17 protein-coding genes are annotated in these 19,869 nt (G+C 68.7%); 11 read left to right on the plus strand and 6 right to left on the minus strand.

The genetic code is table 11. The annotated features are described in order from the left end of the window. Positions 1-47: 47 nt before the first annotated feature. The 7 genes from AC3ENO_RS05580 (at position 48) to mnhG (ending at position 7,412) form a co-directional block, all read left to right on the plus strand. Positions 48-1,178 (plus strand): LacI family DNA-binding transcriptional regulator, encoded by a 1,131-nt coding sequence (locus AC3ENO_RS05580; RefSeq protein ID WP_434969612.1) that lies wholly within the window; start codon positions 48-50, stop codon positions 1,176-1,178. Positions 1,179-1,246: 68 nt separating this feature from the next. Beyond that, on the plus strand, positions 1,247-4,156 hold the full coding sequence (locus tag AC3ENO_RS05585) for a Na+/H+ antiporter subunit A (RefSeq protein WP_434969613.1): 2,910 nt from the start codon (positions 1,247-1,249) through the stop codon (positions 4,154-4,156). After that, positions 4,153-4,614 (plus strand): Na(+)/H(+) antiporter subunit C, encoded by a 462-nt coding sequence (locus tag AC3ENO_RS05590; protein ID WP_434969614.1) that lies wholly within the window; start codon positions 4,153-4,155, stop codon positions 4,612-4,614. Before AC3ENO_RS05585 ends, AC3ENO_RS05590 begins: the two co-directional genes overlap by 4 nt. Then, positions 4,611-6,185, plus strand: coding sequence for a Na+/H+ antiporter subunit D (locus tag AC3ENO_RS05595; RefSeq protein WP_434969615.1), 1,575 nt, complete (start codon positions 4,611-4,613; stop codon positions 6,183-6,185). The genes AC3ENO_RS05590 and AC3ENO_RS05595 overlap by 4 nt, the downstream gene beginning before the upstream one ends. Then, positions 6,182-6,757 (plus strand): Na+/H+ antiporter subunit E, encoded by a 576-nt coding sequence (locus AC3ENO_RS05600; protein ID WP_434969616.1) that lies wholly within the window; start codon positions 6,182-6,184, stop codon positions 6,755-6,757. Before AC3ENO_RS05595 ends, AC3ENO_RS05600 begins: the two co-directional genes overlap by 4 nt. Then, positions 6,754-7,029, plus strand: a complete 276-nt coding sequence (locus AC3ENO_RS05605; RefSeq protein WP_434969617.1) for an MrpF/PhaF family protein — start codon at positions 6,754-6,756, stop codon at positions 7,027-7,029. The genes AC3ENO_RS05600 and AC3ENO_RS05605 overlap by 4 nt, the downstream gene beginning before the upstream one ends. Further along, positions 7,026-7,412: a monovalent cation/H(+) antiporter subunit G gene (gene mnhG, locus AC3ENO_RS05610; RefSeq protein WP_434969618.1), complete on the plus strand. Its 387-nt coding sequence runs from the start codon at positions 7,026-7,028 to the stop codon at positions 7,410-7,412. The genes AC3ENO_RS05605 and mnhG overlap by 4 nt, the downstream gene beginning before the upstream one ends. Positions 7,413-7,418: 6 nt before the next feature. Here the strand turns inward: mnhG and AC3ENO_RS05615 are convergent, their stop codons facing one another. From AC3ENO_RS05615 to AC3ENO_RS05635, 5 genes are all read right to left on the minus strand, one after another. Continuing rightward, the gene (locus AC3ENO_RS05615) at positions 7,419-10,013 is read right to left on the minus strand and encodes a penicillin acylase family protein (RefSeq protein WP_434969619.1); all 2,595 of its coding nucleotides are present in this window, start codon (positions 10,011-10,013) and stop codon (positions 7,419-7,421) included. 95 nt (positions 10,014-10,108) lie between these two features. After that, the gene (locus AC3ENO_RS05620; protein ID WP_434969620.1) at positions 10,109-11,917 is read right to left on the minus strand and encodes a YhgE/Pip family protein; all 1,809 of its coding nucleotides are present in this window, start codon (positions 11,915-11,917) and stop codon (positions 10,109-10,111) included. Next, a complete protein-coding gene (locus AC3ENO_RS05625; protein ID WP_434969621.1) occupies positions 11,914-12,639 on the minus strand; it encodes a P-loop NTPase family protein in 726 nt (241 codons plus the stop codon). The genes AC3ENO_RS05620 and AC3ENO_RS05625 overlap by 4 nt, the downstream gene beginning before the upstream one ends. 140 nt (positions 12,640-12,779) lie before the next feature. Then, positions 12,780-14,222 carry an argininosuccinate synthase gene (gene argG, locus AC3ENO_RS05630; protein WP_434969622.1) on the minus strand — a complete coding sequence of 481 codons (1,443 nt, stop codon included), beginning with the start codon at positions 14,220-14,222 and terminating at the stop codon, positions 12,780-12,782. Between the two features lie 11 nt (positions 14,223-14,233). Next, the gene (locus AC3ENO_RS05635; RefSeq protein ID WP_434969623.1) at positions 14,234-14,944 is read right to left on the minus strand and encodes a Pr6Pr family membrane protein; all 711 of its coding nucleotides are present in this window, start codon (positions 14,942-14,944) and stop codon (positions 14,234-14,236) included. A 68-nt stretch (positions 14,945-15,012) separates the two neighbouring features. Here AC3ENO_RS05635 and AC3ENO_RS05640 point away from each other — a divergent pair, with 68 nt between their 5' ends. From AC3ENO_RS05640 to AC3ENO_RS05650, 3 genes are all read left to right on the plus strand, one after another. Continuing rightward, positions 15,013-16,299, plus strand: a complete 1,287-nt coding sequence (locus AC3ENO_RS05640; protein WP_434969624.1) for an adenylosuccinate synthase — start codon at positions 15,013-15,015, stop codon at positions 16,297-16,299. 9 nt (positions 16,300-16,308) lie between these two features. Further along, on the plus strand, positions 16,309-17,334 hold the full coding sequence (locus tag AC3ENO_RS05645; protein ID WP_434969625.1) for a lactonase family protein: 1,026 nt from the start codon (positions 16,309-16,311) through the stop codon (positions 17,332-17,334). 75 nt (positions 17,335-17,409) lie between these two features. After that, a complete protein-coding gene (locus AC3ENO_RS05650) occupies positions 17,410-18,282 on the plus strand; it encodes a CPBP family intramembrane glutamic endopeptidase (protein WP_434969626.1) in 873 nt (290 codons plus the stop codon). Positions 18,283-18,459: 177 nt separating this feature from the next. On the opposite strand, the gene AC3ENO_RS05655 is transcribed toward AC3ENO_RS05650, so the two are convergent. Beyond that, positions 18,460-18,858 (minus strand): nuclear transport factor 2 family protein, encoded by a 399-nt coding sequence (locus AC3ENO_RS05655; protein WP_434969627.1) that lies wholly within the window; start codon positions 18,856-18,858, stop codon positions 18,460-18,462. A 776-nt stretch (positions 18,859-19,634) separates the two neighbouring features. Between AC3ENO_RS05655 and AC3ENO_RS05660 the strand changes: the two genes are divergently transcribed. Continuing rightward, positions 19,635-19,869, plus strand: a 235-nt coding sequence (locus AC3ENO_RS05660) for a hypothetical protein (RefSeq protein ID WP_434969628.1), incomplete at its 3' end; no start/stop codon positions are given.

Here is a 19,869-nt window from a genome sequence, read left to right on the forward strand (position 1 = left end):
CACGGCCCCGATGTGACGGATGCGCGACCGAGTACGATCGAGGCACCATGAGCGAGCGCAGGGCAACGATCGCCGACGTTGCGCGTGAGGCGGGTGTCTCGGCATCCACCGCCTCCGTGGTGTTCAGCGGCAATGCCCCCGCGTCCGCGGAGACCAAGCGGCGGGTCCTCGCCGCGGCCGAGGCTCTGGGATACACCGGACCTGACCCACGCGCGGCATCCCTGCGACGGGGACGGTCCGGCATTGTGGGCGTCGTGTTCGAGGGGTCGCTTCGCGCGGCCTTTCGCGACCCGGTGACGATCGCGATGATGGATGGCATCGCCGAGGGCGTGGCTCCCCTCAAGGCCGGGCTGCTGCTGCTTCGGGACGAACAGGCGTCCGTCGTGTCGGCATCCGTCTCGGCTGCAGACCGCGGCGTACCGGAGATGACCACGGATACCGGATCCACCATGACCGCGGCCCCCATCGACGCGGCGGTCCTGGTCGGATTCGGGGATACCCGTAAGGCCGCGCTCGACGTGCTGCGAGCTCGGCGCGTGCCGGTCGTCGTCATCGAGGGGGATGCCGGAGCGGACGTCCCCCGGATCGAACTGGACAACTGCGAGGCGCAGCAGCGGGCGGCGAGCTACCTGCGCGAGCTCGGGCACGAACGGGTGACACTGCTGACTCTCCCGATCCGCCCGGGTCGCGAGCGCGGATGGTTCGGCTCGGGCGATGCGGTCGAAGTCGATGTCACCAAGGCCCGCCTGGCTGGGGCGCGTGCCGTCTATCCCGAGGCGCCCGCCTACGCCGCGGTGACCAGTTCGATCGACGAGGGACTGCTCGCCGGGCGCGAGATCCTTGCCGTCCACGACCGACCGACGGCGGTCATCGCTCAGACCGATCTGCTCGCCGCCGGCGTCATCCGAGCCGCCGAAGAACGCGGGCTGCGGGTTCCCGAGGATCTCAGTGTCACGGGATTCGATGGCGTCGACGTGGATGGACTGGACGCGTACGAGCTGACGACCCTCGTCCAGCCCGCGGTGGAGAAGGGCCGCGCGGCGGGCGCTGCGGTGGTCGCGATGCTGGCAGGGGACGATGTCACATCCGTCACCTTCACGTGCTCCTTCCGGACGGGGACCACGAGCGGGCCGGTCCCGCCCGCCCAGGCCGCCTCGGGGGCAGCGGTCCGCGGATAGGATGAACTCCACACCCTGATCGCCCGATCCCGCAGCATCGACGGGACGACGACCACGAGGAGGCCGACATGCTCCTCGTTCTCGTAGCGTTCACGGCGGCCTCTCTGCTGCTGCCCGTCCTCGTGCGGGCCTGGGGGCCGCGCGCCTTCTTCTTCGCCGCGGCGGTTTCCCTCGCCGCCTTCGTCCACACCGCGGCACAGACGCCCCGGGTGCTCTCCGGCGACATCCCCTTCGAGTCGGTCATGTGGATCGGTCCCCTCGACATCGAACTGTCGATGCGGATGGACACGCTCTCGTGGGTGCTCGCCCTGATCGTCACCGGGGTCGGGGCTCTCGTCCTGCTCTATTGCCGCTGGTACTTCGACGGCAAGGATGCGCTCGGCCAGTTCGCTGCCGTGCTCCTGGCCTTCGCCGGTGCGATGTACGGGCTCGTTCTCACGGACGACGTGGTCGTGCTGGTGATGTTCTGGGAAGTCACGAGCGTCCTGTCGTACCTGCTCATCGGCCACTACAACCGGCGAGCCGCGAGCAGGAGGGCAGCGCTCCAAGCGCTGCTGGTGACGACCCTCGGCGGGCTGGTGATGCTCATCGGCGTCGTTCTGCTGGTCGTGCAGGCGGGCACCTCCAGCCTGTCCGAGATCCTCGCCGACCCTCCGGTGGGCCCGGTCGTCACAGCTGCAGTCGTGCTTCTGCTGGTCGGGGCGCTCAGCAAGTCGGCGATCTTCCCGTTCCACTTCTGGCTTCCCGGGGCGATGGCGGCGCCGACGCCGGTGTCGGCCTACCTGCACGCGGCGGCGATGGTGAAGGCCGGCGTGTACCTGGTCGCCGTGCTTGCCCCGGTCTTCGCCGAGAATCCCGCGTGGCATCCGATCGTGATCGGGCTGGGTGCCTTCACGATGCTTCTGGGCGGATGGCAAGCTCTGCGCGAAACGGACCTGAAGCGCCTCCTCGCCTACGGCACCGTCAGTCAGCTCGGCTTCCTGATGATCGTCCTCGGGTACGGCACGCGAGACGCGGCCCTGGCCGGGCTTGCGCTTCTGCTGAGCCACGCGTTGTTCAAATCCGCACTGTTTCTCATCGTCGGCATCATCGATCACCAGCTGTCGACCCGCGACCTTCGAGAGATCAGCGGGCTGGGGCGACAGGCGCCGGTGCTGGCTGCCGCCGGTATCGTCTCGATCGCGTCCATGGTCGGCATCATCCCCACGATCGGGTTCGTGGCGAAGGAGGGGGCGCTCGCGGCCCTTCTCGACGAGTCTCTCGGCGGTTCCGGATGGGGCATCGTGGCGCTCCTGGGAGTCGTGCTCGGTTCCGCCCTGACCGCCGGCTACGGCATCCGTTTCGTGTGGGGAGCCTTCTGGAGCAAGCCCGGCGTGGCGCGCGCGTCGTGGCCCGCTCCGTCCGCCGGCTTCCTGTTCGCTCCGGTCGTGCTCGCCCTCCTCAGTCTGGCGGGCGGTGTTGCCGCGCCGCTGCTGGATATCGCGTTCGCGCCGTATGCCGACCTTTCGCCGCTTGCCACCCCCGGTGTTCCTGCGCCCGAGCACGCTGCCTATCTGGCGCTGTGGCACGGTTTCGAGCCGGCGCTGTGGATCTCCCTGGGCACGATCGCGCTCGGTATCGTCGCTTTCGTCGTGACCGCCCGTGGCTTCGGGCGGCGACGCGCGCTTCCCTTCACGGCGGTCGACGCCTACAACGCGTCACTGCGCGGCATCGAACGGCTGTCGGTGCTCACGACCACGCTCGTCCAGCGCGGCTCGTTGCCGGTCTACGTCGCGACGATCTTCCTCGTCCTCGTCGCCGGTGAAGGAACCGCGCTCGTGGCGTCATCAGAGTGGCGAGCCCAGTTGGACGCGTTCCACACCCCCGTGCAGCTGGCCGTCGCTCCGGTCATGATCGCTGCGGGAGTCATCGCGGTCCGCGCGCGCAAGCGGTACACGGGTGTCGTTCTGGTCTCGGTGACGGGCCTCGGGATGGTCGTGCTGTTCGCGACGAGCGGCGCGCCCGACCTCGCCCTCACCCAGATCCTCGTCGAGACCGTGACGATGGTCGCGTTCGCGCTCGTGCTGCGTCGCATCCCCGCGCGCCTGGGCGCGCACAACGGCTCGGCGTTCGTGGTGGCCCGGGCGGCGCTGGCGGTCCTCGTGGGAATCGTCATGGCGGGGGTTGCCATCGTCGCGACGGGGGCGCGGGTCGAACTGCCGATTTCGCTCGCCTTCCCCGACCTGGCCTACCAGATCGGGCACGGCAAGAACGTCGTCAACGTCGCGCTCGTCGACCTGCGCGGGTGGGACACGATGGGTGAGCTGTCCGTCGTCGTGCTCGCTGCCACGGGAGTGGCCTCGCTCGTGTTCGTGACGCACCGCTCCGACACGCTGTCGCAGATGACAGCGCCGATCACTCACCGAGGGCTGCGTCGCGGCACGCGGCTGGTCGAGAAGGATGCCGCCGGCGGCGGTACGCGCACCGCGTGGCTCATCGGCGGACAGCGGGTGCGACCCGAGAACCGGTCGATCCTGCTCGAGATCGTGGTGAGGATCCTCTTCCACTCGATCATCATCGTGTCGCTCTACCTGCTCTTTGCCGGGCACAACCTGCCCGGTGGCGGATTCGCGGGTGGGCTGGTGGCCGGGATGGCCCTGGTCATGCGGTATATCGCCGGCGGACGCTATGAGCTCGGCGCCGCCGCGCCGACCGATGCCGGCCGATTCCTCGGCATCGGCATGGGTATCGCGGTCGCGTGCGCTGTGACTCCGCTGGCATTCGGGGCCGAGCCGCTCACGCGTGCGATCTTCGAGGCGGAGGTCCCGGTGCTCGGACACATCGAGTTCGTCACCTCGACCCTCTTCGATGTCGGCGTCTACCTCGTCGTCATCGGCCTCGTCCTGGACGTGCTGCGAAGCCTCGGTGCGGAGGTCGATCGTCAAGCCCATGCGGCGGGGACCGCGGTGGCCGCACGCGAGGAGGTGAGCGGATCGTGAACGTCTCGCTCGTTCTCATCATCATCATGGCCGTGCTGTTCGCCGCGGGGGTCTACGCGATGCTCGAGCGCAGCCTCACTCGCGTTCTCATCGGATTCCTGCTGCTGGGCAACGCCGCGAACCTCCTGCTGCTGATCGTCATGGGTCGTCCAGGCCTCGCGCCGTTCTACGGCGACGGCGAGCCGGCGGCGATGTCGGATCCGCTTCCGCAGGCGCTCATGCTCACGGCGATCGTCATCACCTTCGCGATCTCGGCGTTCCTGCTGGCTCTGATCTACCGCTCCTGGCAGCTCGGCCAGGCCGACACCTTCGACGAGGACGAAGTCGATCTGGCGATCCGTGAGCGCGGCATGCGCACCGACGAGGAGATGGATCAGGAGATCGAACTCGAAGACGACGACGCGACGAGCGACTTCGTCGCCTCCGACGCCGAAGACGATCGGACGGGCAGCTCATGACGGCCCTCGTTCCGCTCCTGGTGACCCTGCCGCTGCTGGGCGCAGCGATCGCGCTCATCGCGGGTCGCCACCGTCGCTTCCAAGTCGGGGTGTCGGTCGTGACCCTCGTCCTGACGCTCGTGATCGCCACGGTGCTGCTGATCGCCGTGGATGCCTCGAACCTGCCGTTCGCGGTCTCGGTGGGTGGATGGCCCGTACCGTTCGGCATCGTTCTCTACGTCGACCGGCTCGCGGCGCTGCTGGTCATGGTCTCGAGCGTTGTGCTGCTGGCCGTGCTGCTGTTCTCGATCGGTCAGGGCGCGGCCGACGGCGACGACGACACGCCGGTGTCGATCTTCCACCCCTCGTACCTCATCCTCGCGGCGGGCATCTTCGTCGCGTTCACCGCGGGGGATCTGTTCAACCTCTATGTGGGCTTCGAGATCCTGCTCGTCGCGTCCTACGTGCTCATCACCCTCGGCAACAGCGAGCAACGCATCCGTGCCGGGATCACCTACATCGTCGTCTCGCTGGTCTCGTCGATCCTGTTCCTGTCGGCGATCGCGATGATCTACGGCGCGACGGGGACGGTGAACATGGTGCAGCTTGCCGACCGCATCGCACAGCTGCCGCAGGAGACGCAGTACGTGCTGCACGTGATGCTGCTGCTCGCGTTCGCGATCAAGGCCGCCATCTTCCCCGTGTCGTTCTGGCTCCCGGACTCCTACCCCACCGCGCCGGCGCCGGTGACCGCGGTGTTCGCTGGGCTGCTGACCAAGGTCGGCGTGTACGCCATCATCCGGACCGAGACGCAGATCTTCCTCGAGAACGACCTCAACACGATTCTGCTCATCGCCGCGCTCGCGACGATGGTCATCGGCATTCTCGGGGCCGTCGCGCAGGCCGAACTCAAGAGGATTCTGTCGTTCACCCTCGTCAGCCATGTCGGGTACATGGTCTTCGGGATCGCGATCGCGACTCCCGCCTCGATCGGCGCGACGATCTACTACATGGTCCACCACATCGTGGTGCAGACCACCCTGTTCCTCTCGGTCGGTCTGGTCGAGCGTCGCGCCGGGAGCACCTCGATCCTGAAGGTCAAGGGGTTGATGCGCGCGGCGCCCGTGATTGCGTTGCTCTACTTCATCCCGGCGGTGAACCTCGGCGGTCTCCCCCCGTTCTCGGGCTTCATCGGAAAGTACGCGCTGTTCGACGCGGCCGCCGCGGTGGGCACACCGCTCATGATGACCCTCATCGTCGCCGGAATCGCGACGAGCCTGCTCACCCTCTACGCGCTGATGCGGGCCTGGAACCTCTCGTTCTGGCGCGAGGAGGACGATTCGGCCGAGACCGAACAGCGGACGGCCTACCTGCAGTCCGCGCCCGCCGCGACGACCACCACGGAACGCCGCGCCATCCCCCGCATCATGACCTCCGCCACGGCGGGGATGGTCGCGGTCAGTGTCGCCTTGACCGTCTTCGCCGGCCCGCTGTACGAAGTGTGCGCGCGCGTGGGCGGGGCGCTGCTCGAGCCGATCACGGTGGTCCAACTCGATGAGTCGGTCGACCTGAGCGGGGAGGTGGAGCAATGACAGATCGCGAACCGACCGCGGTCGGGTTCTTCCCGGGCGTGTGGCGACAACTGCCCGTCCTGCTCTGGCTGACGCTGCTCTGGATGCTGCTGTGGGGGCAGTTCACCCTTCTCGCGTTCCTCACCGGCGTCGTGGCGGCAGTGGTCGTGATGTCGGTGTTCCGGTTGCCGCCGGTCGAGCTTACCGGGCGCGTGAACGTCTGGTACGCGCTCGTGTTCGTCGTCACCTTCCTCCTGGGCCTGGTGCGCGGGTCGCTCACGGTTGCGCTGCAGGTGCTCGACGTTCGGCGTCAACCCGGCGCCGCCGTCATCGCGGTGCCGCTGCGGACCGACGACGACCTGCTGATGGCCCACACCGCCATCACCTGCTCACTGATTCCGGGCTCGCTCGTGATGGATGCCGACCGTGATCGCCGCATCCTGTATCTGCACGTGATCGGCGTCCACAGCGAGGCCGATATCGAGGCCCATCGGCGGGAAACGCTCACGTGGGAGGCGCGGATCACTCGTGCCTTCGGCTCCCGTGAGCAGCTACAGCGGCTTCGCCGCGCACAGGAGGGGGCACGGTCATGACGGCGACGACGATCCTGCTCATCGCGATCTACGCGGCCTTCACTGTCGCCGCTCTCATCACCCTGTGGCGCATCGTGGTCGGTCCGTCGATTCTCGACCGCGCGGTAGCCTCGGATGTCCTCCTGACCGAGGTGATCTGCGTGCTCGGCGCCGACATGGCCATCGGGCACCACACCCGGACCCTGCCGGTGTTGCTGATCATCGCGGCGGTCGGGATCTTCGGGTCGATCGCTATCGCTCGATTCGTCGCCAGAAAGGATGTGACGAAATGACGGATGTCGACATCGCCGCCCTCCTCGACGGCGCCGCGCTCGTGCTCATCCTGCTCGGGGCTCTCCTGTGTGTGACGGCGGCCATCGGCCTGGTGCGCTTCCGCGACGTCCCCAGCCGCCTCCACGCCGCGACCAAACCGCAGGTGCTCGGCGTCATCCTGATCTGCGGGGCGATCGCCCTCTCGCTGCGCAGCTGGGCGGTGGTCGCCTTCCTCGTGCCCATCGTGCTGATCCAGCTCGCCGCGTCGCCGCTGGCAGCGCAGATGGTGGGTCGCCAGGCGTACCGCAACCGCACGATGAACCGCGACGACCTCGCCGTGGACGAGCTCGCCGACGCCGAGATCGAGACCTCGCGCCCCGAGACCGGAGCCGACCCGGGCTGAACCGACTCAGCCCGCCGGCTCCAGAGTCAAGGTGTGCTCCGCGGCGGCGGTCACGGCATCCGGAGAGAACGCCCACGGCGTGAGCTGCGCCGTCTGCCAGGTCGCCGTCTGGTCGGTGTAGTTCTCGTGGAATGCGTGACCGCTTGCGCCGGTCAGGTGGTTCCACCCGGACGCGTCGAAGTCGCTGAGATCCACGATCATCCGCATCGACGGGACGGTCGTGGTGGCGAACCCGCCGCCGAGAGGCCATCCGGTCGCGTTGACCACCGACGAGCCGCCGCCGACCGCGAACGGACCGCGGTTGAACAGCGCCTCGATCGGGGCGATACCCGAGGTACCGAATGTGTCGTGCGTCAAGGTGATGGCGTGCAGGTCCCCCCACCGCCACTGGAGCGGATTGGATCCTTGCGCCCGTGTCAGGAACTCCGTCGCACTGCGCGCGCTGGCTTCGAGCATCGCGCGCTGACCGGAGATGCCGAGCTCGGTGTTCGTCCACCAGGGCGAGTCGGGGTCGCTGAGCAGGTTCTGCACGACCAGGAACTGCCGAGACTGGTTGGTCAGGGGCACCGGAACCTCCCGGCCGCGCGTGAACAGATTCTGGGCCAGTTCGTCCCAGACGACATTCGCGAAGGCGGCCGCGGAAGAGTCGGCGTCGTTCTGCGCGTCCCACTGGCGGAGCAGGTCGAGGGCGGCATCCGTCGCCTCGTCGCCGGTGCGTAGATCCTCGAACACCGTGATCAGGGTCTTGCCGATCTCGGACTGGTTGTCGGCCTGGATGCTGCGCATCACCTCGGCCGTCACCGGTCCTTCTGCGATCGCCCGCTGCAGAAGCTCGTCGATGCGGGCCGCGCGCCAGCCGTAGTCCCAGTCGCGCGTCAGGAAGTGCGGATAGCTCTCGTCGACGATCGCATTGTTCGCCGTGACGATGTATCCCTCGTCCGGGTTGTAGGCGACCGGCAGATCGGCGAACGGGATGTAGCCCTTCCAGTCGTACGCCGAGTCCCACCCGGGTTGGGGCATCGATCCATCACCTGCCCCACGGAGGGGAAGCTGGCCGGGTGTCTGGTATCCGATGTTCCCGGTGACGTCCGCGTAGATCAGGTTCTGCGCGGGGACGACGAACTTCTCGGCCGCCGCACGGAAGCCGGTGAAATCGGTGGCGGTGTTCAGGTCGAAAATCGCCGAGGCGGTTGTTCCGGGCTGGAGGGCCGTCCACTGGATGCTGACGGCCGTCTCGCCGTCGGGCTCAGCCGCCGCGGTGATCGGCGCGCCGGCTGTTCCCGGAACGGGGTCCGAAGCGATCGCGTCGAACTCCGCCGTCAGCCCCGACACGATCGGTCCGTGGACGGTCGAGCGGATCGTCACCTCGACGTCGTCCCCGCCGGCGACCTTCAGGGTCTCGGTGCGGATGTCGAGGTCGACGAGCTGGCCGTCCCGCCAGTACCGGTCGCCGTCGAGCTTTTCGATGTACAGGTCGACGACATCCGTCGTGAGGTTGGTGAACCCCCAGGCGATCGACGCGTTGTGCCCGATGATGATGCCGGGTACCCCCGAGAAGCCGAACCCGGCGACATCGAAGGGGCAGGCCTCGCTCACGGCGGAGCACCGCAGGCCGCTCTGATACCAGACGCTCGGCAGCGATGCCCCGAGGTGCGGGTCGTTGGCAAGAAGCGGCATCCCGGTGTCGGTGTAGTCGCCCGCGACGACCCAGGAGTTGGAGCCGATTCCCTCGCCCGCACCGCCGACCAAGCTCGACACGGCGCTCACGACATCGGCGACCTCGGTCCAGCGGATCCCCGCCGCCGCCGCATCCTCGCTGTCCGCTGCGGCCGGGACATCGGTGATCTGGGGAACGATGACCGGATTCTCCCCGAAGGGGTACCCCGGGTACAGCTCGAGGAGCTCCTCGTCGGTGTAGGCAGTCGCGAGCAGCGCGCGCTCCGTCTCGGTCTCGATGTTGGATCGGAGATCCCAGGCCATCGCCTTCAACCACGCCACGGAGTCGGCCGGAGTCCACGGTTCGATCTGGTAGTCGGAGTTCTGGAGCCCGAGAACCGCATACTCCAGCGACACGTCAGCGCCGTCACGGTCGGCGAGGTACGCGTTCACGCCATCCGCGTAGGCCTGGTAGTACGAGAGCGTGGTCTCATCGAGAGCCGCGACCTCCTGCTCCGCGATCGCTCGCCAGCCGAGCGTGCGCAAGAACGCGTCGGTGCCCAGCTGTGACTGGCCGAACAGCTCCGAGAGCCGCCCGCTGGTCACATGGCGGCGGAAGTCCATCTCCCAGAACCGATCCTGCGCGTGAACATATCCCTGCGCGAAGAACAGGTCGTCGGTCGAACCTGCCGTGATCGTCGGGATGCCGAGATCGGTGCGCTGGACCGTGACCGTGTCCGATAGCCCGTCCAGGGCGATCGTTCCCTCCGTCTGCGGGAACGAGCGATTGACGAACCAGACGCCCACCCCCGCCGCGATCAGCGCGAGAACGACGACGCCGACGAACACGCTGTAAGCGATGAGGCCGATTCGGCGACCTCGGCGCGGGCGCGGCGGTGCCTCGTCGGGGATGTCGCCGGTGAGGGCGGCTGCGGGATTCGACATTGAAGCCTCTCGGGTAGGCCGGTTGGACGCCGTCGCAAGGGATCTGGGATCCGGTGTCAGAGGGTCATCCTAGCCCCCCACGGCGGCATGCCCGGTCAGCCGATGAGGCTGGGCTGGAGGTCGCGCAGGGTCCTGCCGTGGGTCATTCGCGCAACGCCGATCGCCGCGACAGCGAGGGCACCGAGCAGCCACAGACCGAGGACGCAGAGGTCGGTACCGACACGGGTGAGGTTCCCGCCGTACATGAGCTGGCGCATCCCGTCCACGACGTATCCCATCGGCAGGATGTGGTGCAGCCAGATCAGCGGTTCGGGCAGTGTCTGCCAGGGAAAGGTGCCCCCCGCGGTCACCAGCTGAAGGACCATCAGCACGAGTCCCAGGAACTGACCGACCGATCCGAGCCAGACGTTCAGGGCCAGGATGATCGCGGCGTAGGTGAGCGAGGCGAACACCATCACCCCGAGCGTTGCCGTGGGGTGGGAGAAGGTGAAGCCCAGGGCAGCTGCGAGGATGCCGAACAGGGCGACCATCTGGAGACCGCCGAGCAGGCCCGGCGTGAGCCAGCCGGCCAGCGTCACACGGATCGGCGAGTGCAATGCGGTCACGGCACGCCGCGACACCGGCTTGACGATCAGGAACAGTGCGTAGATCCCGATCCAGCCCGCCAGGGCCGCGAAGAACGGGGCCAGGCCCGCGCCGTAGTCTCCCGCGGCGGCGACCTTGCCGGTCTGCACGCCGACCGGATCGGCGATCGTCTGCGCCTGCGCGTCGCGAAGAGCGGCATCCGTCTCAGGAATCTGCGCGACCCCGGATGCGAGCCCTTCCCGCAGCGCCGCGGCCCCCTGATCGATCTGGGTCAACCCGTCGGCCAGGACGCGGGATGCGCTGTCGAGTTGCGTGCCTCTGGCGGCATCCTGGAGCCCGCTCGAGAGCTGCTGAGCGCCGGTGGCGACCTGCGCCGCGCCCTCCGCCAGAGCGTCGACAGACGAGACGGCGCTCTGTACGCGAGCGTTGGCGTTGCGCACGGCCCCGGCGAGGGGGTCGAGGCGCGCGAGGATCGCGTCGATCTCGCCGGGGGTCAGCCCTTCGGCGGTGAGCGCGTCGATGATGTCCTGGCGCACCACGGGGAGCTGGTCGACTGCCTGCTGGCTGGCGGTGCTGGCCTGGTCGGCGTATCCGGCCAGCGCGGCGGTGCCCTGGGAGACCTCGGCGGCGCCGTCGGCCAGGCGCGGCGCGGCGCCCGAGAGTTGCGTCAGCCCGGCGGCGAGCTGCGCGGCGCCATCGACCAGCCGGGCCGAGCCATCAGCGGCCTGGCCGGTCCCGTCGGTCAGCTCCGTCGCGCCGGAGACGGCCCCCTGCAGATTCGAACGGATGTCGGCAATGCCGGTGAGCAGCCGTGAGGCGGCCTCCTGCCCGACCAGCTGAGCGACCGACACCCGGATGCGTTCGATCGCCTGGTCGCCGATCGTGGAGGCCAGGTAGTTGTTGGCGTCGTTGGTCTCGAGCTCCAGCTGGGCCTGGTGCGGATCGCTGCCCGAGATCGACACCAGGGCCGTAGAGAAGTCGGCCGGGATCGTCACGATGAAATCGACCGATCCGTCGGCGAGGGCCTGTTCGGCAGCGTCTGCATCCACGCCCTGCCAGTCGAAGCTGCCGTCGGTGAGGAGAGTGTCGGCGACCTGATCCCCATAGTTCACACGCGTGCCGTCGTTCTCGGCTCCGGCGTCGAGATTGACGAGGGCAACCGGGACGTTGTTGAGGCGCCCGTACGGGTCCTGATTGGCCCACAGATACACGCCGCCGTAGAGCACGGGCACGAGCATGAGTGCCAGCAGCGCGACGGTCGACATGCGCGTTGCCGTCAGTCGCCGAAGCTCCGCGACGATCATGGCGGGAACCTTCACGACCGATCCTCCTCCGCATCGTCGAGACGGGCTGTGCCCGGGTCCTCCCCCGGCGCCGGGTCGGCGGACTCGAGGACGGGAGCATCTTCTCGGGCCGGCCTCTCCTCCCGAGGGCCGAGCTCGGCTCGGGGTGCGATCTCGGCCAGCACCGCGCCCGAGGCCGCACCGGCGATCACCAGAACGCTCGTCCCGCGGGCGGCAAAGCCCCTCGCGATCTGCCACCACCGCTCTGGGTGGCCACCGTGACGGTCGGGCGAGACGACGACGAGCCCCTCCACTCCCGGCCGGAGGATCGCGAGCTCCATCAGCAGTCGGAGCCGATCTGACGGTGCCACATCGGCGATCGGCAGGCGCGAGAGTGCTGCGGCGTCGTGGGCGACCAGCCACCGCTTCACCTCGCGGGGCGACGCCGGACGACCCGCGAACATGAGTTCTTCGGCGACGATCCCCCACACGGTCACGTTGGGAGCCGGATCGCTGACCTCCGGCGCGTCGACGAGGGCGACTCGCCGACGCAGGGCGGCGCGGTCCGGGACGCCGTCGATCCTGACGGTGCCGGTGTCGGGTGTCATCCGGCCCGCAGCGATGAGACCGAGGACGGTGGGGCGCTGCTCGGTCTCGGCGATGGCGAGGCGGGCGAGCCCGTTGCCGTAGGCCAGACTCAGGGGAGGCAGGGCGATTCCCCGCCGACCCTTGCTCACGTCGGAAAGCTCAACGTGCACCAGGCACCTCCTTGCCGCCTGCGCTCGCCGGACGGGCGCCGAGTCCCTCCCCCCGCGTCCCGGCCACACTCAGCACGACACGCGACGGCAGCGGGACGGACCTGGGCATCCTGCTCGTCTCTGCGGATGAGGACGCGTGCTCAGTCGGCGCCGAAGTCGAACGCCGCGGCCTCGCCGGCGGCATCCGTCGCCTCGGCCAGCTCTTCCCGGTCGGCGTCGTAGGGTGCCGCATGCTCGGTGATCTCGTCGGCTTCGCCGCGCCGCAGGGCACCGACCAGCTCGCCGGTCGGGCCGCCGATGAGTCCCATGCCCGCGTACTGCTCCAGGCGGGTGCGAGAGTCGGCGATGTCGAGGTTGCGCATCGTGAGCTGGCCGATCCGGTCGGTCGGGCCGAAGGCGGCATCCCCCACCCGCTCCATCGAGAGCTTCTCGGGGCCGTACGACATGACGGGCGCCGTCGTGTCGAGCACCGTGTAGTCCTCACCGCGGCGCAGACGCAGGGTCACCGTTCCAGTGATCGTCGAACCCACCCACTTCTGGATGGACTCGCGCAGCATGAGGGACTGCGGCTCGAGCCAGCGTCCCTCGTACATGAGGCGTCCGAGCCGCCGTCCCTGCTCGTGGTAGGTCGCCAGGGTGTCCTCGTTGAGGATCGCGTTCACGAGGCGCTCGTACGCGATGAACAGCAGCGCCATGCCGGGGGCCTCGTAGATGCCGCGCGACTTCGCCTCGATGATGCGGTTCTCGATCTGGTCGCTCATGCCCAGGCCGTGGCGTCCGCCGATCCGGTTGGCCTCGAACACCAGCTCGACGGCATCCGCGTACTCGACGCCGTTGAGGGCGACAGGGCGACCGGCGTCGAAGGTGACCGTGACGTCCTCGGTCGCGATCTGCACCTCGGGGTCCCAGAAGCGCACGCCCATGATCGGCTCGACCGTCTCGAGCGACACATCGAGGTGCTCGAGGGTCTTGGCCTCGTGGGTCGCGCCCCAGATGTTCGCGTCGGTCGAGTAGGCCTTCTCGGCGGAGTCGCGGTAGGGGAAGCCGTGCGCGAGCAACCACTCGCTCATCTCCTTGCGTCCGCCCAGCTCACGGACGAACTCGGCGTCCAGCCACGGCTTGTAGATGCGCAGAGCGGGGTTGGCCAGCAGCCCATAGCGGTAGAACCGCTCGATGTCGTTGCCCTTGTAGGTCGACCCGTCGCCCCAGATGTCGACGCCGTCCTCCTTCATGGCGCGCACCAGAAGCGTGCCGGTGACCGCGCGACCCAGCGGGGTCGTGTTGAAGTAGGTGCGCCCGCCCGAACGGATGTGGAACGCACCGCACGCGAGAGCGACGAAACCCTCCTCGACCAGCGCGCTCTTGCAGTCGATCAGACGCGAGAGCTCGGCGCCGTAGGTGAGCGCGCGACCGGGAATGGCGGCGATGTCGTCCTCGTCCGGTTGACCGAGGTCGCCCGTATAGGTGCAGGGCACGGCGCCCTTGTCGCGCATCCACGCGACGGCCACGGAGGTGTCCAGTCCCCCCGAGAAGGCGATGCCGATGCGCTCGCCGATGGGCAGGGACTCCAGGACCTTCGACATGGAACCTCAGTCTACTGAGCCACCGGAGGGTCGCCTGGCTCGGCGCCGCGCCGGCGACCCAGCCAGATCACCCCTGCCGCGATGAGCAGGATGCCCGCGGCGATCCCGACGACGTACAGGGCCACCCCCGCGTAGCCCCACGGCTGCACGTTCGGGTTCAGGAAGGGATAGGGGTACCACCACGGATTGCCCGTGCGGAAGTCGGTGACGAGCGGACCGCGGATGAGCGTGTACGTCACCCAGACCAGCGGGAAGGCGATGACCGCCCACAGTGCGCGCCAGGGCAGGCGGCGTCGCAGCGGTCCGAGGAACACGTCGAGCAGGAGGAACAGGGGAGCCCAGACGTGCAGGATCTCGTTCGACCACGGCACGGTGGACCCCTGCGGGAGCGGGAGACCCCGCAGGAGCGCGTTGTAGACGATCCCGGTGATGAGCATGTACGTCGACACGGCAGCCAGCAGTGTGGCGAACCAGGCGGGGTCGATGCGGTGGCCGCGCAGGATCAGGAACGCTCCGATCGTCAGCGCGACGGCGGCTCCGACGTTGGAGAGGATCGTGAAGAAGCTGAAGAAGTCGACGGCTGTCAGGCCCAGTGGCCACCCGTTGGCGGCCGAGATGCTCACGGTGCGAATCAGCTGCCCGACGATGGCGGCCACGCCCGCCGCAGCGACCAGGAGACGAAGAACAGCCCAAGCCTGTGCCCACCGGCGACTGCGCAGCATGGCATCACTGTATCGACGCCTCGGTAGGATCGACGCGTAAGGCACGTCGTCAGCCCGAGGGGAACCCCATGCCAGGCATCGTGATCGTCGGAGTGCAGTGGGGCGACGAAGGTAAGGGCAAAGCCACTGACCTGCTCGGTGAGCGCACCGACTGGGTCGTCAAGTTCAACGGGGGCAACAACGCCGGCCACACGGTCGTGATCGGCGATGAGAAGTACGCCCTGCACCTGCTTCCCTCCGGGATTCTCTCGCCAGGCGTCAATGCGGTGATCGGCAATGGAGTCGTGGTCGACCTCGAGGTGCTGTTCGGGGAGCTCGAGGCGTTGCGCGCGCGCGGCATCGACACCTCGCGGCTGAAGATCAGCTCGGCAGCACACGTCATCACGCAGTACCACCGCACGCTCGACAAGGTCACGGAGCGCTTCCTCGGCAAGCGCCAGATCGGAACGACGGGGCGCGGAATCGGTCCGGCCTACGCAGACAAGATCAACCGCGTCGGCATCCGGATGCAGGACCTTTTCGACGAGAAGATCCTGCGGCAAAAGGTCGAGGGTGCCCTCGAGCAGAAGAACCACCTGCTCGTGAAGGTCTACAACCGTCGAGCGATCGAGGTCGATGAGATCGTCGAGGACCTGCTCTCCTATGCCGAGCGGCTGCGTCCGATGGTCACCGATACCTCGCTCCTGTTGAACGACGCGCTCGACAAGGGCGAACTGGTCGTCTTCGAGGGCGGGCAGGCCACGATGCTCGATGTCGACCACGGCACGTACCCATTCGTGACGTCGTCGTCCGCGACGGCCGGCGGCGCCGCCACCGGCTCGGGCGTCGGCCCGAATCGCCTGGACCGAATCGTCGGCATCGTCAAGGCCTACACGACGCGCGTGGGCTCCGGACCCTTCCCGACCGAGCTCTTCGACGAGCAGGGAGAGTGGATCCGACAGCGCGGATTCGAGTTCGGGACCACGACCGGGCGCCCGCGACGCGTGGGGTGGTACGACGCGCCCATCACCCGGTACGCGACGCGCATCAACGGCATCACCGACCTCGTGCTCACCAAGCTCGACATCCTCACCGGACTCGAGCAGATCCCCGTCTGTGTCGCCTACGACGTCGAGGGGCGCCGGTTCGACGACATCCCTGACAACCAGTCCGACTTCCACCACGCACGACCCATCCTCGAGTACCTCCCGGGCTGGAGCGAGGACATCTCGGGGGCACGCTCCTTCGACGATCTGCCGCTGGAGGCGCAGGACTACGTGTTGGCGCTGGAGGAGATGAGCGGCACACGCATCTCGGTGATCGGTGTCGGACCCGGTCGCGATGCCGTGATCGTGCGACACGACCTGGTCGACTGAGGCCCGCGCATGCGACTCCTGGTGGGTGGCTACACCGCAGACATGGAGGGCACCGCCGGAGGGATCGGGCTGCTCACGGCAGGCGACGCCGACGCCACCGCAGCGGGCAGCCTGGTGTGGCGGGGAACAGCCGTGGCCGCCCCGTCGCCCTCGTGGATCGCCAGGCACCCGACGCTCGATGTCGTCTACGCGACACTCGAAGGCGCCGGAGCCGTCCAGGCGTTCACGGCGTACGGCGCCGATGCCTGGAAGCCCCTGGGCGAGCCCGTCCCTGTCGGGGCCGCGTCGTGCCACATCCTCGTGGGGCGCGAGCGGCTCTTCGTGACCTGCTGGGGGGACGGCCGGGTCGTTCAGCTCGATCTGGACGCCGAGGGCCGCCTTCGCCGAGCGGTCACAGCGGATGCCGCATCCGATCCGTACGCCGGCTACGACGAGCACGCCCGGGTCTCGCACGCGCACCAGTCGATCGTGGTCGCGCCGGGCGTCGTGGCCACAACGGACATGGGTTTCGATCTCGTGCGGTTCTGGCGGACCGGCTCCGGTGCGCCTCGGCTCCTGCAGGAGGTGACGATGCCGCGTGGTTGTGGGCCCCGTCACGGGATCCTGCACCCGAGCGGACACCTGTACATCGTCGCCGAGCTCTCGTGCGAGCTGTTTGTGCTCGCGCCGGATGAGACGGGAACGTGGGGGGTCGTCGGAGGCACGCCGCTCGGGTCGGGCACGCTCGACGGGGACACGGCAGCGGAACTGGCGCCGTCGCGGGATGGCACCGTGCTGTATGCCGGCGTGCGCGGCAGCAACACGATCGCGGTGCTGCGGGTCACCGGCGAAGGCGAGACTGTCACGCCGCTGGCCCTCGTGGAGGCACAGGTCGACTGGCCCCGGCACCACCTGGTGCTCCCGGACGGGCTGCTCGTTGCGGGACAACGCTCGGACGAGGTCGTGGCACTGCCCGTCGATCCCCGGGGCGTTCCGGGCCGCGCGCGGGCCAGGACCGAGGTCCCTTCACCGACCTGCCTGCTCCCCCTAGCGTGATCTTCGCCCCGCCGATGTGACCTCGGCGCTCGCGGCAGCGCGAGCAGTCGCCTCGGCGCCGGCGCGGAGGTCGAGATGACGTCATCCGTCGACGATCTGGTCGCGGGACGACGCGGCAGCACCGTCGTGTTCGTGGTGACCACGTTCGGGCTCACGTGGCTCGTGTGGACGCCGCTGGCGATCGCCGCGCTCGGCGCCCCCGAGCTTCCGCAGGTCCCGCTCATCTTCTTCGCCGGGTCGTTCGGACCGCTGGCCGGCGCGCTCGCAGCCAGTGCGTACAGCGGTGGATGGCGGGGCGTACGCTCCTGGGCGGGTCGGACGTTCTCGCTGCGATTCCGTCGCGTGTGGTGGTGGTGGGCGATCGGCATGCCGGTCGCCTACGGCGTCGCCGGCTATCTCACCGCAGCAATCGTGGCCGGCGGGTGGCCCGAGATGGCTCAGTTCGGGCTGACGGAGAAGCTGCCGGGATGGAATGTCGCAGCGGTCGCGACCGTCTGGGTGCTGACCTTCGGGCTCGGGGAGGAAGCAGGGTGGCGGGGCTGGTTGCTGCCGCACCTTGCCCGGCGATTCTCGACGTTCTGGGCCGCGCTCATCGTCGCGGGCGTCTGGATCGTGTGGCACGCGCCCGCGTTCGTGTTCAACCCGACGTATCGCGAGATGGGACCCGGCATCGTGGGCTGGATGCTCGCCCTCGTCGCCGGCTCGTACCTTCTGGCGTGGCTGGCCCGCGGCGCACGATGGAGCATCGTCCCCGTGCTGATCTGGCATGGCGGTTTCGATCTGCTGACGGCATCCGATCAGGCGGCCGGGACGATCGCCGCCGTGATCAGTGCCATCGTCATGGTGCAGGGCGTGATCGCGGCGGGAGTCCTGTGGCGCTCCCGGAACCTGGAACGGGGCGGAGCTACCGGCCCACGTCCGTCGGTGAGTTCGGGGCCGGGGCGCTGATCGTTTCGGCCTGTTCCGACCGCTGTATGGGCGAGTAGTCGTGCATGAGGGCACCGGCCGCCAGCGCTGTTGCCGCAACCGCGAGCAGCGCGACCAGAAGGTAGTGCCACCATCGTGCACCCCCCGGGGGCCGCGGCGGGCGGCGGGGGGTGTGCGGCTTTCGTCGGTGGGCTCGTCTCATGCAGCGCTCTCCTCTGGTCCGGGCGGGCTCGCGACGAGCCGCGGAACCCGCATCGGCGGCGAGATGTGGATCTCGCGGATGCGTCCGTCCGCGGTCAGCACCGCGAGCGGGGTCCACATCCTGATCTCGTCATGGAAGCTCCGCGCGTGCCACTCCGCCCACGCCAGCAGATGGTCAGGCTCGGCGTCGTGCGCCGAGAGGATGCGAAGTGTGGATGATCGTCCGAGGACGACCATCTCGAACCACTCGGCGAGATTGCCCTTGCCGATGTAGGTGTGTTGAGGCTCCACGAGCACGCAGTCCTCTTCGAGCTCGCGCAGGAAACCGGGCAGATCGGCAGCGTTGATCGCCCGGATCCATCCGGCGACAACAGAAGCAGCGGAACTGCGGGTCACGGGCCTTCCCCAGACGAGACACCGGGCGCGGACACCATGGTGCCCGCGTCTCCCCCCGGTTCGATTATTGGACTCGGCAACAGGCCCGTTCGACGCGCAACGGGGAAATCATCCGTGTCTCACCGAGAGATCGTCCAACCATCGCCACGCCCTAGACTTGTCTTGACGCGGAGTTCACGATCGACTCCACCCTTTCCCAGGCTGCTTTTGGCGGGTGCAGGCAGCCTTCGTTATAAGGAACCCATGCACCGCCACGTCGATGACCAGCTGCGCGAGAGCCTGAGCGCCGCAATCGACGGCGAACGGCTCGACGACGTGGCATCGATCCTCGAGTTCGCCCTCTGGGGGCTGCTGTTCGAGGACCTCCGTCTGGCGACACGGGCCCTGGCGACGCTGGCCCCGCACGACGGAATCTGGGCGGTGCGCGTCGCCGCGGCACGCGTGGTGCTGCGATCCCATCAGGGGACCGATCTCCTGGGCGTGCCCGAGTTGGCTCCGGGCGCACCGGTGCAGGTCGACGCGGTCAGTGCAGAGTCGATGCTCGTGGCGCTCAGCGAGAACAGAGTCCGCTCGCGACCTCACGACGGTGCAGCGCTTCTGGCTGAGGCGACGCGGCGCGACGAGGACGGGAGTCTTGAGGCTCCGGGCTCGCCGCCGCTTCTTCGAGCACTGCTTCGCGTGCAGCGACCGCCGCGCGTCTGGCCGACACGTGCGGTCCTCTCCACCGCAGCATCCTCGCCAAGTCCGCGACCGTACACGCGCTTCGCGGCAACCTGGTGGAGGCTCGTCGGCAACTCCGGCGCTTCGACCGCGTCGGGGGCGACATCCCGGCAGCATGGAGCCGGGCGCTGCGAGACGAGCGGGCCCTCGCCGAGTCGTTCATCGCCGTGGAGCGCTTCGACGGTCACGACCCCGACGCCGAATGGCCCGAGGTGGAGGCCTCGGATGATCTCTGGCCGGTCACGACCCTTCTGCGCGCGCGACAGGCGCTGCTGGAACAGAGCCCGATGC

The organism is Microbacterium sp. bgisy207, assembly GCF_057706855.1.

Excerpts from the sequence above, each read along its gene's own strand:
- AC3ENO_RS05580 (WP_434969612.1), top strand. The coding sequence starts at position 48 with ATGAGCGAGCGCAGGGCAACGATCGCCGACGTTGCGCGTGAGGCGGGT.
- AC3ENO_RS05585 (WP_434969613.1), top strand. The coding sequence starts at position 1,247 with ATGCTCCTCGTTCTCGTAGCGTTCACGGCGGCCTCTCTGCTGCTGCCC.
- AC3ENO_RS05595 (WP_434969615.1), top strand. The coding sequence starts at position 4,611 with ATGACGGCCCTCGTTCCGCTCCTGGTGACCCTGCCGCTGCTGGGCGCA.
- AC3ENO_RS05600 (WP_434969616.1), top strand. The coding sequence starts at position 6,182 with ATGACAGATCGCGAACCGACCGCGGTCGGGTTCTTCCCGGGCGTGTGG.
- AC3ENO_RS05605 (WP_434969617.1), top strand. The coding sequence starts at position 6,754 with ATGACGGCGACGACGATCCTGCTCATCGCGATCTACGCGGCCTTCACT.
- mnhG (WP_434969618.1), top strand. The coding sequence starts at position 7,026 with ATGACGGATGTCGACATCGCCGCCCTCCTCGACGGCGCCGCGCTCGTG.
- AC3ENO_RS05615 (WP_434969619.1), bottom strand. The coding sequence starts at position 10,013 with ATGTCGAATCCCGCAGCCGCCCTCACCGGCGACATCCCCGACGAGGCA.
- argG (WP_434969622.1), bottom strand. The coding sequence starts at position 14,222 with ATGTCGAAGGTCCTGGAGTCCCTGCCCATCGGCGAGCGCATCGGCATC.
- AC3ENO_RS05635 (WP_434969623.1), bottom strand. The coding sequence starts at position 14,944 with ATGCTGCGCAGTCGCCGGTGGGCACAGGCTTGGGCTGTTCTTCGTCTC.
- AC3ENO_RS05640 (WP_434969624.1), top strand. The coding sequence starts at position 15,013 with ATGCCAGGCATCGTGATCGTCGGAGTGCAGTGGGGCGACGAAGGTAAG.
- AC3ENO_RS05645 (WP_434969625.1), top strand. The coding sequence starts at position 16,309 with ATGCGACTCCTGGTGGGTGGCTACACCGCAGACATGGAGGGCACCGCC.
- AC3ENO_RS05650 (WP_434969626.1), top strand. The coding sequence starts at position 17,410 with ATGACGTCATCCGTCGACGATCTGGTCGCGGGACGACGCGGCAGCACC.